This is a genomic window from Streptomyces kaniharaensis, from assembly GCF_009569385.1.
GTDB classification, from domain to species: Bacteria; Actinomycetota; Actinomycetes; order Streptomycetales; family Streptomycetaceae; genus Kitasatospora; species Kitasatospora kaniharaensis.
On the sequence record NZ_WBOF01000001.1, the window covers coordinates 331,466 to 343,592 of the forward strand.

General features: G+C 67.8%; 9 protein-coding genes. 4 read left to right on the forward strand and 5 right to left on the reverse strand.

Translation table 11 applies throughout. The features are described from left to right. Positions 1-26: 26 nt before the first annotated feature. Both F7Q99_RS01525 and F7Q99_RS01530 read right to left on the reverse strand, forming a co-directional pair. Positions 27-1,625 (reverse strand): acyl-CoA carboxylase subunit beta, encoded by a 1,599-nt coding sequence (locus F7Q99_RS01525; RefSeq protein WP_326846136.1) that lies wholly within the window; start codon positions 1,623-1,625, stop codon positions 27-29. Continuing rightward, positions 1,622-3,277 (reverse strand): acyclic terpene utilization AtuA family protein, encoded by a 1,656-nt coding sequence (locus tag F7Q99_RS01530; protein WP_230210131.1) that lies wholly within the window; start codon positions 3,275-3,277, stop codon positions 1,622-1,624. The genes F7Q99_RS01525 and F7Q99_RS01530 overlap by 4 nt, the downstream gene beginning before the upstream one ends. Positions 3,278-3,618: 341 nt before the next feature. Between F7Q99_RS01530 and F7Q99_RS01535 the strand changes: the two genes are divergently transcribed. The 4 genes from F7Q99_RS01535 (at position 3,619) to F7Q99_RS01550 (ending at position 8,529) form a co-directional block, all read left to right on the forward strand. After that, positions 3,619-4,425: a TnsA-like heteromeric transposase endonuclease subunit gene (locus tag F7Q99_RS01535; RefSeq protein ID WP_230210132.1), complete on the forward strand. Its 807-nt coding sequence runs from the start codon at positions 3,619-3,621 to the stop codon at positions 4,423-4,425. After that, on the forward strand, positions 4,422-6,515 hold the full coding sequence (locus F7Q99_RS01540; protein WP_326846138.1) for a Mu transposase C-terminal domain-containing protein: 2,094 nt from the start codon (positions 4,422-4,424) through the stop codon (positions 6,513-6,515). The genes F7Q99_RS01535 and F7Q99_RS01540 overlap by 4 nt, the downstream gene beginning before the upstream one ends. Continuing rightward, the gene (locus F7Q99_RS01545; protein WP_153459724.1) at positions 6,509-7,567 is read left to right on the forward strand and encodes a TniB family NTP-binding protein; all 1,059 of its coding nucleotides are present in this window, start codon (positions 6,509-6,511) and stop codon (positions 7,565-7,567) included. Before F7Q99_RS01540 ends, F7Q99_RS01545 begins: the two co-directional genes overlap by 7 nt. Positions 7,568-7,668: 101 nt before the next feature. After that, complete coding sequence (locus F7Q99_RS01550) at positions 7,669-8,529, forward strand: hypothetical protein (RefSeq protein ID WP_153459725.1); 861 nt, start codon at positions 7,669-7,671, stop codon at positions 8,527-8,529. A gap of 79 nt (positions 8,530-8,608) precedes the next feature. Here F7Q99_RS01550 and F7Q99_RS01555 read toward each other — a convergent pair whose 3' ends face one another. From F7Q99_RS01555 to F7Q99_RS01565, 3 genes are all read right to left on the reverse strand, one after another. Next, on the reverse strand, positions 8,609-9,232 hold the full coding sequence (locus F7Q99_RS01555; RefSeq protein ID WP_153459726.1) for a hypothetical protein: 624 nt from the start codon (positions 9,230-9,232) through the stop codon (positions 8,609-8,611). 226 nt (positions 9,233-9,458) lie between these two features. Continuing rightward, positions 9,459-10,835 (reverse strand): IS1380 family transposase, encoded by a 1,377-nt coding sequence (locus F7Q99_RS01560; RefSeq protein ID WP_326846080.1) that lies wholly within the window; start codon positions 10,833-10,835, stop codon positions 9,459-9,461. A gap of 647 nt (positions 10,836-11,482) precedes the next feature. Then, positions 11,483-12,094 carry a CGNR zinc finger domain-containing protein gene (locus F7Q99_RS01565; RefSeq protein ID WP_153459727.1) on the reverse strand — a complete coding sequence of 204 codons (612 nt, stop codon included), beginning with the start codon at positions 12,092-12,094 and terminating at the stop codon, positions 11,483-11,485. Positions 12,095-12,127 lie beyond the last annotated feature (33 nt).

The following is a 12,127-nucleotide window of genomic DNA, read 5'->3' on the forward strand; positions in this document are numbered from 1 at the left end:
GTCGGACTCCCTCGCAACGGGCGGGCTCACATCCGGAAGACGCCGTAACCGCGCGCGCCCTCGACCGGCGCGTTGTGGATCGCGGACAGGCAGAGGCCGAGCACCGTCCGGGTGTCGCGCGGGTCGATCACGCCGTCGTCGTAGAGCCGGCCGGAGAGGAACACCGGCAGCGACTCCGCCTCGATCTGCTGCTCGACCATCGCCCGGATCGCCGCGTCGGCGTCCTCGTCGTACGGCTGCCCCTTCGCGGCGGCCGACTGGCGGGCCACGATCGACAGCACCCCGGCGAGCTGCTGCGGGCCCATCACCGCGGACTTGGCGCTCGGCCAGGCGAACAGGAACCGCGGCTCGTACGCCCGCCCGCACATGCCGTAGTGGCCGGCCCCGTAGGAGGCGCCCATCAGCACCGAGATCTGCGGCACCCGGGAGTTGGACACCGCGTTGATCATCATCGCGCCGTGCTTGATGATGCCGCCCTGCTCGTAGTCCTTGCCGACCATGTAGCCGGTGGTGTTGTGCAGGAACAGCAGCGGGACGTCGCGCTGGTTGGCCAACTGGATGAACTGGGCGGCCTTCTGGGACTCCGCGCTGAACAGCACGCCCTGCGCGTTCGCCAGGATGCCGACCGGGTAGCCGTGCAGGCGGGCCCAGCCGGTGGCCAGGCTGGTGCCGTAGAGCGGCTTGAACTCGTCGAAGTCGGAACCGTCGACGATCCGGGCGATCACCTCGCGCGGGTCGAACGGCACCTTGAGGTCGCCCGGGACGATGCCCAGCAGCTCCTCCACGTCGTACCTCGGCGGCTCGGCGCGCGGGTCGGGATCCGGGCCCGGCTTGCGGTGGTCCAGCCGGGCGACGATCCGGCGGGCCTGGCGCAGCGCGTCCGCCTCGTCCACCGCGAAGTGGTCGGCCAGGCCGGAGACGCGGGCGTGCATCTCGGCGCCGCCCAGCGACTCGTCGTCGGCCTCCTCCCCGGTGGCCATCTTCACCAGCGGCGGGCCGCCGAGGAACACCTTGGCGCGCTCCCTGACCAGCACGGTGTGGTCGGACATGCCCGGCACGTAGGCGCCGCCGGCCGTCGAGTTGCCGAACACCACGGCGACGGTGGGGATCCCGGCGGCGGACAGGCGCGTGAGGTCACGGAAGAGGGCGCCGCCGGGGATGAAGATCTCCTTCTGGCTGGGCAGGTCGGCGCCGCCCGACTCGACCAGGTTCACCAGCGGGAGGCGGTTGTTCAGCGCGATCTCGTTGGCGCGCAGGGCCTTCCGCAGCGTCCAGGGGTTGCTGGCGCCGCCGCGCACCGTCGGGTCGTTGGCGGTGATCACGCACTCGACGCCCTCGATCACGCCGATGCCCGTGACCAGCGCCGCGCCCACCGGGTGGTCGCTGCCCCAGGCGGCCAGCGGGGACAGCTCCAGGAACGGCGAGTCCGGGTCGACCAGCAGCTCGATCCGCTCGCGCGGCAGCAACTTGCCGCGGGCGCGGTGGCGTTCGACGTACCTGGGGCCGCCGCCGGCCAGCGCCTTGGCGTGCTCGGCGTCGAGGTCGGCGAGCTTGCCGAGCATCGCGGCGCGGTGCTCGGCGTGGTCGGGCCCGGCCGGGTCGACGCGGGTGGGCAGCACGGTCACAGCAGTTCCTCCGGGCGGTCGAGGAGCATCTCCGGGACATCGAGGTGGCGGGAGCGCAGCCACTCCCCCAGCGCCTTGGCCTGCGGGTCGAAGCGGTGCTGGGCGGCGACACCCTCGCCGAGCAGACCGCTGATGGTGAAGTTGAGGGCGCGGAGGTTCGGGAGGACGTGCCGGGTGATTGGCAAGTCGACTGTCTCGGGCAGGAGTTCACGCAGGAGCTCTACGGTGAGGGTGTGCGCGAGCCAGCGCCAGCCGTCCTCGTCGCGGGCCCAGACGCCGAGGTTGGCGTCCCCGCCCTTGTCCCCGCTGCGGGCACCGGCCACCAGGCCGAGCGGGGCGCGGCGGGTGGGGGCGGGCGGGAGCCGCTCCGGGAGCTGCGACTCGGTTTGTTCGCTGAGCGCTTGGGCTGTGACCGGCGCGGGGGCGATGCTCAGGCGGCGGCCGTCCGGCAGGACGGCGATGTGCTCGACGGCCTTCGCGTCCACGTGGGCGGCGGTGAACACCCCGTACGGCGCGCCCGAGCCGGGTGGGGCGGTGAGGTGGAAGCCCGGGTAGCCTGCCAAGCCCAACTCCACTGCGGCCTTGCCGAGTTCGCGCCCGACCTTGGCAGGGTCGGGGTCACGGGCGGTGAGGCGCAGCAGCGCGGAGGCCGCCTCCTCGGTGGGCGCGTCGGGATGGTCGGTGCGGGCGAGGGTCCAGCGGAGTTCGGCCGGGCGCTCGGCTGGCGGTAGCGCGTCGGTGAACTGCCGTTGCACCAGGGCGGCCTTGGCCTCGATGTCGAGCCCGGTGAGCACGAACGTCACCTCGTTGCGGTGGCCGCCGAGGCGGTTCAGCCCCACCTTCAGCGTGGGCGGTGGGGCCTCGCCGCGCACCCCGTCGATCCGCACCCGGTCCGGGCCCTCCCGGGTGAGCCGGACGCTGTCCAGGCGAGCCGTGACGTCCGGCCCGAGATAGCGCGGACCCCCTGTCTCGTACAGGAGTTGGGCGGTGACGGTGCCGGTGGTGACGGCGCCGCCGGTGCCCGGGTGCTTGGTGATCACGCTGGAGCCGTCGGCGTGCAGCTCGGCGATCGGGAAGCCGGGCCTGGTCATGTCGTGCTCGCGGAAGAACGCGTAGTTCCCGCCGGTCGCCTGGGCGCCGCACTCCAGCACGTGCCCGGCGACGACGGCCCCGGCCAGGGCGTCCAGGTCATCGGGTGTCCAGCCGAAGTGGGCGATCGCCGGCCCGACCACCAGCGCCGCATCGGTGACCCGGCCGGTCACCACGACGTCCGCACCCTCGGCCAGGCAGGCGGCGACGCCGAACGCGCCGAGGTAGGCGTTGGCAGCCAACAGGCCGTCCGGTAAGCCGAGTTCGGCGCTGCGCTGGAGCACGTCGTCGCCCTCGACGTGGGCGACGGCCGCCGCGATGCCCTGGCGCTGCGCCAGCTTCCGCAACTCGGCGGCGAGCCGGGCCGGGTTGAGCCCGCCCGCGTTCACCACGATCCTCACGCCGCGCTCCCGGGCCAGACCGAGGCACTCCTCCATCTGCCGCAGGAACGTCCTCGCATACCCCAGCGACGGGTCCCTCAGCCGGTCCCTGGCCAGGATGAGCATCGTCAGCTCCGCCAGGTAGTCCCCGGTCAGCACGTCCAGCGGCCCATCCGTGAGCATCTCCCGAACCGCCGCGAACCGGTCCCCGTAGAACCCCGACGCGTTTCCGATCCGCAACCCCGCCCGTGCGCGCACCAAAGCGCCTCCCCTGCCGGTGAGTTGACGGCGACTCCGCAGCCGCCGCCGGGGGCAGCAGCGTGACACCGGGCGAAGAAAAAAGCAATCACGCCTGCTTGTTTCGACGCGATGCCGGTGGGCAGCCCGTCCGCGGCAGGTGGTGTCCCTTCTCGCCCGATGTGGCGAAGTCTCACGGGATCTGGCAAGGCTTTTGGCGCTTTCTCATTCGATCTGGCGAGTGTCGGCGCGATCCGTGGGCGAGTCGGTCCAGCCGGTAGGCAGGGTTGAAGGAGGAAATCCTGAACCGGGAGGACAGCCTGGTGGGTACGCGACCAGTCCGACAGAGCAGGCCACCGAGCCGAGTCAAGGGGTTCGACGTCGGCTACGTCGACGGCGACGGTGTGGAGCGCCGGGTGCCGCTTCGGCGGGCTCGCGCGGTGCGGTTCGAGGACGGTCTTCCTGTGCGTTCGTTCCCTTCCTATCGTGGGCAGCGGAGCTACCCGGGGCTGTACTGGTCGGCCACGACCGGCGGGCATGTGGGCTTCGAGTCCTGGCTGGAACGCGATCACGCCGTGGCATTGGACTTCGATCCGCAGGTCATCGGGTATGCCTCACAGCCGATGTGGCTGTTCTGGGAAGGCGAGTCCGGCCGGGTCCGCTGCCACGCACCGGACTTCTTCGCCAGGTTGTCGGACGGCCGCGCGATGGTGATCGACTCGCGCCCCGTGGAGTGCCGCTCCGACGAGCGTGACATCGCGACGTTCGCGGCTACGAAGCTCGCTTGCGCGCAGGCGGGTTGGGACTACGCCCTGTGGGGCGAAGCGGACGAGGTATGGGTGGCAAACGTGCGCTGGCTGGCCGGCTACCGACACGCTCGTTGCCGCAATGAAGCCGTCGCGAACCGTCTGCAACGGTACTTCGCGCGTCCGGGGATGCTACTGGCCGGAGCTGAGGAAACTGGTGATCCGATCGCCACGCTGCCGGTTCTCTTTCATCTTCTGTGGCGCCAGGAGCTGACGACGGACCTGTCCGTCCTGCTCAGCGATCGCACGGTGGTTCACGCGACCGCGAACCGGCCGGGTGAGCAGTGAATGAGTTCGCCGCATCCGGCGTCCTTCGGGTCGGTGACCGTGTCGTCTTCAGCGGCCGAGAGCACACCGTCGTTGCGATCTCGGGGACCTCGATCCGGCTACTGTCCGCTTCCGGAGACCAGAGCGTCGTGTTACTGGCCTACCTGCAGGCCGCGCCGGATTTCTCCGTGGTCGGAGCTGGCGCGGCACCGAGAGCCACGGCGCACGGCCTCCTGGACAGTGTTCCGGCCAAGGTCGCGGAACGCGCCCGGCTCTGGGAACAGCACTTGGTGGAGTTAGAGAGCGGACTTCTACCCGGTGTCCCGCCTGGCACACCGCCCCGGCCAGAGTACGACCCGATGCGGGCGACGTTGGCTCAGCGGGTGGCAGCGAAGGCTCGTGAGCTGACGGCCCTCGGCATTCCCGCAGAGGTGCGGACGGTGCAGCGCATGCGGAAGCGCTACCGGGAGCAAGGCGTGTGGGGGCTGGTGGACGGCCGTCGCACACAGCGACGCACGGCTACAGGGAACGTCGACTCCCGGGTCGTGTCCGCGGTCGCCGCGGTTGTCGAGCGCCAGACCTCGGAATCGACTGGAACCAAGTCGCGGATCCTGAGGCTGGTGGAAGAGCAGCTGACGACCAACTATGGGCCCGGATCGGTACCCATGCCATCGCGGGCAACCTTCTACAGGCTCCTGGACACTCTCACGGCGGGCCGCCATACCTTCGGCTCGGCAACGACCCGGCGACAGACGGCCAATCGCCCAGAAGGCGTCTTCACCCCCACCATGGCCGCCCGGCCCGGCGAGCAGGTGCAAATCGATACCACCCCGCTGGACGTGATGGCGGTCATGGACGACGGCGTCGTTGGTCGCCCTGAGCTGACAATCGCCTTGGACATCGCTACTCGGACCATCTGCGCGGCCGTGCTGCATCCCGCGCGGGCCAAAGCCGTTGACGCGGCGCTGATGCTGGCACGCATTGTCGTCCCGGAACCGATGCGTCCGAACTGGGCCGAGGCGCTTCGGATGTCGGCCTCGCGAATTCCGCACGCACGCCTGCTGGATATCGACGCGCGGCTGGAGCAGGTAGCCGCAAGGCCGGTGATCGTTCCGGAGACGATCGTGATCGACCACGGGAGAGTGTTCGTGTCGGAGACCTTCGTGCGGGCTTGTCGCACCTTGGAGATCTCCGTCCAGCCGGCGCGGCCCAGGACGCCCACGGACAAGGGCGTGGTCGAGCGCACGTTCTCCTCCATCAACACCCTGTTCTGCCAGCACGTCGCGGGCTACACCGGCCGAGATGTGACCAGGCGGGGCGCAAGCCCGGAAGAGGGCGCCGCTTGGCCGGTCGCCGATCTTCAGGACCTTCTGGACGAGTGGATCGTGGCGGGCTGGCAGTCTCGCCCGCACGACGGACTGCGGCACCCCTACCTGTCCGGCCGGCCTCTTTCACCGAACGAGGCGTACGCGGCGATGGTCGCCGCCAGCGGCTACGTACCGCTGGCCCCGAGCGGAGACGACTACATCGAGATGCTTCCCGCAGTCTGGCGGACCGTCAACGATTACGGCATCCGCATTGACCACCGCACCTACAACAGCACCGACCTCGCTCCGCTAAGGCGCCAGCATTCCGGTATCGGGATCAAGAACGGCCAGTGGGAGGTTCACTACGACCCCTATGACCTGAGCCGAGTGTGGGTCCGCGACCATCGGCAGGGCGGCTGGATCCTCGCCCAGTGGACCCACCTGCCCATGGTCCAGCAGCCGTTCGCGGAGTTCACCTGGCGCTACGCTCGCCGGATCGCCACCGAACGCGGCATGGACTCCAGCAACGAGACGGCCGTCGCGGTACTCCTGGCCGGCCTGCTCAGGCGGGCCGAGGCAGGCCCTGGCCCAGAGCAGCGCGCCACTGCGCGGACCCGTGCAGCCGCTGCAATGCCGCGCCGGCTCCCATCTGCGCTCATTCCCGCGCAAGCGTCTGTCCCACCCGCCGAAACAGCCCCGGCAGACGAACCTGACGCCGAGATCGTGGAGGCCGAGATCATCGAAACCGACGACATCGAACCATTCGGGGTCTTCGACCCATTCGAGGATGGTGGGTCATGGTGAGGACCGGGGACGATGAGCTCGACTTCCAGCCACTGGTGACCCGCGAGGGCTGGAGGGCCTTCGCGGATGCCCCTCGTCCCGAAGCGCCCACCCTGCTTCCGGAGGCCGCTTGGCTCGGCCTCGACCCGCTGGAACGTGACGCCTACGACCGCGCGCGGATGACCCACCACATGAGGCTACTCGTCGTCGCCACCCCAGCTATCCGGCATATCACGACGACAGGAAGAAAGCTGCTGGCCTACAACGCCCCCAAGGCCACCGGACGCCGAGGCCTAATCGTCTCCGGCCCCAGCGGCACGGGTAAGTCCACAGCCGTGCAGCAACTCGGCAAAAAATACCACGTCGACACGATGCGGCAGGCCAATCCCCACAGCGACCGCATTCCCGTCGCCTATATCGTCGTCCCTTCCGGCGCGACGCCGAAGATGCTCTCTATCGAACTCGCGTCGTTCCTCGGACTGCCCATTCGTCCCCGCGCGAGTCAACACGAGATCACCAACGCCGTCTGCACTGTTCTACGGAAGGTGCGGTGCGGCATGGTCATCGTCGACGAGATCCATAACCTCGATCTTTCGACACGCGCGGGCGCGGAGGCGTCGGACCAGCTCAAGTACTTCTATGAGCAGATCCGCGCGACGTTTGTCTACGCGGGTATCGACGTTGCCGAGCACGGCCTGTTCTCTGGGCTACGCGGCCGACAAATCGCCGGACGGTTCCTGACGATTCACACATCGGCATTTGGTGACAACGGCGCCGAAGAACGCTCGGACTGGAAGAAGATCATTGCCACGATGGAACAGGCATTGCGGCTCCACCGGCATGCCCCGGGCAGTCTCGTCAGGCTTGCCCCCTATCTTCAGGAGCGATCTGCGGGCTCGATCGGTGCCCTGGACCAGCTGATCCATCAGGCCGCCAACGACGCCATCACCGATGGCACCGAGCGAATCACCAAGAGGCACCTGGACGAGATTCTGCTGGACACCGCATCACAGGGCGAGCCCTGGGCCCTCCCGGCACCTCAAGGCCGTCCAGGACGGAAGGCGGCGTCATAAAGACCTGGGAACAGCCACTTCGCCGCCTGCCCCTCATAGTTCGGCCGTTCAGCAACGAAACAGTGGTCTCGTTCGTGTCCCGGCTTGCGGACGCCAACGCGATGAACTTCACCGATGTTTTCCGACTCATCGCTCCGTGCGTTCCGGGAAAGCACGTCTTGGACAAGGACGCAATCCTCACGCCCGTTTCACTCGACCGGCTGGCACTGCTCTCTGGCAGGGACAGCAAGGTCCTGAACATGGTCTTGCCCGGTCAGGATCACACTCCACACATCCCACTCGACCCCGAGGTCCCCGATCTGCGGTGGTTCATCACCAGCCCCCGCCCCCAGATCGCGTGTCGAAAGTGCACGCTCCGCCATGGCGAGTCCGGAAGCATTCGAATCCGAGTCCGAAATGGACAGCGGATATGCCAGAGGCATCTGCGTTGGATCAACGGTACTCAACGCGACTTGTCCCGAGAATCCGAAATCACAGCAGCCCACATCCGCTACCGATCTCTCCTCGACGGCCCTCAGAGTCTGCGGGCCGTCGAGGCGGTGCAGCAGGCCGAACGCATCGCCTTTCAGTGGGCCACCGACCACCACCACACGGCTCTTGCGGAGCGCTGGACGGCAAGGGCGCATGAGTATCAGGTATTCGGACTGCGAGAGGCCACCGGCATGAGACTCGTTTGCTTCCCCGAGACGGTTGCCCTCGCCGAAATCCTCGCCGATCCTCAATGGCGCCGTCACGTCGCCATGGCGCTGGATCTCGACCTCGGCCTCTTCTACGAGCACGTGGCCGACAAGGTTGGCGCGACACTCACCGACGACGGCGATCTACGATCGCACGACCCTCTTGCTCGATGGGTCGAAATGTTCCGCGGCCGGCACCAGGACCGGCGCCGCACGTACTGGGCCAACCACGGCCTTGGCGGTCTCTACGACAACCCGCTTCCCCACTCTTGCCACTTCGCTTGAGACGCGGATCCAGCAGAGATGTCTCACCACAACTGGCGAACAGCACTTCTACGACTCGGGAGCTCGCCACATCTATTAATCACTCTCCGCGAATGGCTCCCACTCCTTCCAGCACCTGACCAATACCCAGAGCTGCCGAGGAGAGGGCACCCCACGACTTGGTTTCTGGCGAGACTTCAAATGGAAGAAGACCAATACCAAGAGCCATGTCCGAGATAGAGATAGCACTACCGGTCACTACCTTGCCAAGGCCTGTCCACCACTTGCGCTTGCGCCGGATAGACGGCTGCTCTTCCTGCTCAGATCGAGCAGCCGCCGCCTGGTGTTCGCCCCGCGCCCTCTCAAGGCGATCTGCCAGATCGCGGAGTTGCTGACTGACAGGGACCTCATCGAGAAAGGAACGCCGATTGCGGCTGAAAATCTTGACGCTGCAGACCAAACCAGGGAGCTGGGCGGCAACTCGCGGGAACCCGAGGGATGACAGAATATCCGCTTCGCTGCTCGGGAGGTGTTCAGCACGAAGACCAGCAGCTAGGTCCTGGAAGTGTTCATCCATTACCTCCATAATTCCCACATCTTCCGCCAGGCGGATCTGGAAGCGAGTCCCAGCGTTCACATTCCCAATAATTCCTTCGAGCGCCTTCAGTGTGAAGGTATCGTAGATGTCATCGTCCTGCCGCATCGAGTCCTGAATAAGATTCAACGCCTGATGGGATTGACGCAATCGGTCGAGAATCCAGCTGACTTCATCATCGAAGTGATGCCTAACCTCGATCTTTCGTGACGGTCCGTCGGTTCATCCGGCGGGCCGTTTCGGCTTTCTGGCGGTGGCGAGGATGCCTGTGGCCCGGCTGTCGCGTCGGGTGGGCGCCGGGTTCCACGTCTCCGGGGAGGGTCAGTTGCTGGCTGGGATAGGGCATCGACGCTGGTCAGCCCGGGTTCGGCAGGGCTTGTAGCCGTTCGAAGGCGCTGGTGATCACATCGGTCCAGGGCCAGTGTCGAGCGAGGCGGAGCACGCGGCGGCGGCTGGTGGTGACGAGTTGGGCGGCGGCGGAGAACAGCCGTAGCCGCAGGCGTTTGGGTTCCCACCGGCGGGCGGGCCCAGTGAGGGCGAGCATGGGCATCCAGGCGAGCAGGTCGAGCGCGAGCTGGATGATCTCGAGCCAGACCTGGTTCTGCGCGGCCGCTTGGAGGGGGAGGTTGCGCAGGCCGGTGTCGCGGGCGGCGCGGATGCGGTCCTCGGCGCGGGCGCGCTGGCGGTGCCGCAGCTCCAGGTGGGCGATCGGGACGTGGGCGGTGTTGGTGGCGAAGCAGGTCAGCCGCATTCCGTCGGCGTCGGTGAAGCGCAACTGGGCTCCGGGGTGCGGCCGTTCCTTGCGGACGATCAGCCGCATGCCCTTCGGCCAGCCAGTGAGGACGTCCCCGGCGAGTTCGGCCACCCAGGCGCCGTCCCGGATCTCGCCGTCCGGCCCGATCGCGGGCGTCCAGGCCGAGGCCGGCACGAGCAGGACGGTCTGGTGGATGGCGTCGGTGATGGTCATCCCCACCGAGTAGGAAAGCCACCTTCCGCGTGCAGTGATCCAGTTGAGGAACTTGTGGGTGCCGCCGCCGGAGTCGGCGCGGATCAGGGTGTGGCGTCCACGCCGGTACTTCTTCGGCAGCTGGCCCAGGGCCATTCGGGCGGCCTCGATGTGGTCGGCGGCGGTGTTGCTGCCCGCGTTCCCGCGCCTGAGCAGGCCGGCGACAGGTTCCCCGGACCCGTCTCGGCCGTGGTCGACGAACGCGAACAGCGGGTGATGGCCGAACGTCTTCTTCCAGGTCTTGGCGGCGTGCTCCTTCTCGGAATGCGCCATGACCAGCACGCCGTCGATGTCCACGATCACCTCGCCGCCCGCGTCCGGGGCCGCCTCGCGGGCCAACCGCCAGACCCGCTCGCGGACTTCGGCCCGAGCACGGCGGATTGCCGTCAGTGCCTTGGGTCCAGCCGCCGCCAGGGTGTCGACCAGGCGGGAAACAGTCGGATCCGATGCCACCGGCCCGAACACGGCGGGCTCGGCCCGCAGCATCGCGACGTCCGCCAGGCAGTCCCCGCCCAATGCCACTGTCAGCGCGAGATCCAACAGGATCTTGCCGGGGTCATGAACCGCCCTGGGCTTGCGCCACGGCGCGAGCGCCGCAGACAGCGCATCAGCCAGCCCTGTTCTTCGGGTCGTTTCCACCAGCAGCACCCCGCCGGCCTGCGAGACAATCCCGCCACCGCCACCCGACACCCGCACACGCGGATACGACCCGATACGCTTACTCACCTGGGAAGTGCCTCCGGCTGGTGCGGGAACAAGGGCCTAGACAATCCTTATTCTCGCAGGTCAGAGGCCCTTTCTGCTTTGCTGATCACCTGCCGGACAGCCCACTTCGTGAAAGCGCGAGGCTAAGCCTGAGCCGGGCCTGCGGAAAGCGCCGCTCAACGTATTCCTCTGCGAGATACCGCAGAAAGGAATCGAACTCATCGTCAGTCACCCGCACTCCCTTCTAGATCATCGTCTCCGACTTGGCCCAGAGGACGTCAGGATGATTCCTCACACGATATGACCACCGACAGAGGTCGACCGCGAAGCGTGCGGCGCGTCTCGCGTACCACCACCCGAAGAGCTCCCGAAACACCGAAGCTGTCCGGCCTCAGCAAGGGCCGTAGCTGTCCGTCACACCCTCTTCCCCAACATCTGCCACTTCACCTGAGACACGAGGAAGCCATGTTTCTCAACCAACCTGACGAGCCACAGCTCACGGGTCCATCAGGCCGCCATGTCTACTGAGAACGGACAGGTGGAACCGACAGTCGGCGGCTGCCCGGTCTCGCTGCGGTGAGCGAGTGTGGCTCAGCAGGCCAACTGCCGTGTCAGCACGGCCGTCCAGGACCTGCCCCCGATCACCCTTCCTCGCTGGAAGGGCGGCCTCACGTCCCGGACGGCGCACCACTGCCGTGGCGCTGCCGCTGGCGGTGTTTGCGCATGGACACCTGAGAGCCGCAGCCAGTGCTGCAGTACAGCCCTCCCCCATTGCGGGTGCGGTCGAAGAAACCGAAATGGCATGGGGGGTTACGGCACGCCTTGATGCGCCCCCAGTCGCTGCTCTGCGCAAAAGTCGTCACCGCAGCCAGTACGGTTCCGAACACGCGCGGCACCCCCGTCTGCGGCGAGGCCAGCTCCGCTCCGCCGGCCGTGACCACCGTCGCCAGCGGGTAGAGCGAACCCACACGTCGCAGGTGCCGCTCGGCACGCAGCAGCGGCTCACCCAGGCTTTCCTCATCGCCCGAGTGCGCGAGCAGCACAGTCACCAGGGCATCACGCAGCTCTCGCGCGACCGCGGCGTCAGCGTCGGTCACCACGGTTTCGCCACCGAACTCGTCGCGCTCCGCCAGCCACGCCGCGAACGACTCCCCGTCCCCGAACAACTCTCGGCGACCCGATCCGTCCGCGCGCGTGTTCACGAACGCGAGAACGGTCTCCACCGTCGGCGTGACGGTGCGCGGGCTGGGTTTGGGGGATCCGGCTGCCGCAGTAGTCATCCCCCCACACTACATCAGCGCGAGCCGCCCTAA

Coding starts and splice junctions, on each gene's coding strand:
- F7Q99_RS01530 (WP_230210131.1), bottom strand. CDS start 3,277: ATGCTCACGGATGGGCCGCTGGACGTGCTGACCGGGGACTACCTGGCG.
- F7Q99_RS01545 (WP_153459724.1), top strand. CDS start 6,509: ATGGTGAGGACCGGGGACGATGAGCTCGACTTCCAGCCACTGGTGACC.
- F7Q99_RS01550 (WP_153459725.1), top strand. CDS start 7,669: ATGAACTTCACCGATGTTTTCCGACTCATCGCTCCGTGCGTTCCGGGA.
- F7Q99_RS01565 (WP_153459727.1), bottom strand. CDS start 12,094: ATGACTACTGCGGCAGCCGGATCCCCCAAACCCAGCCCGCGCACCGTC.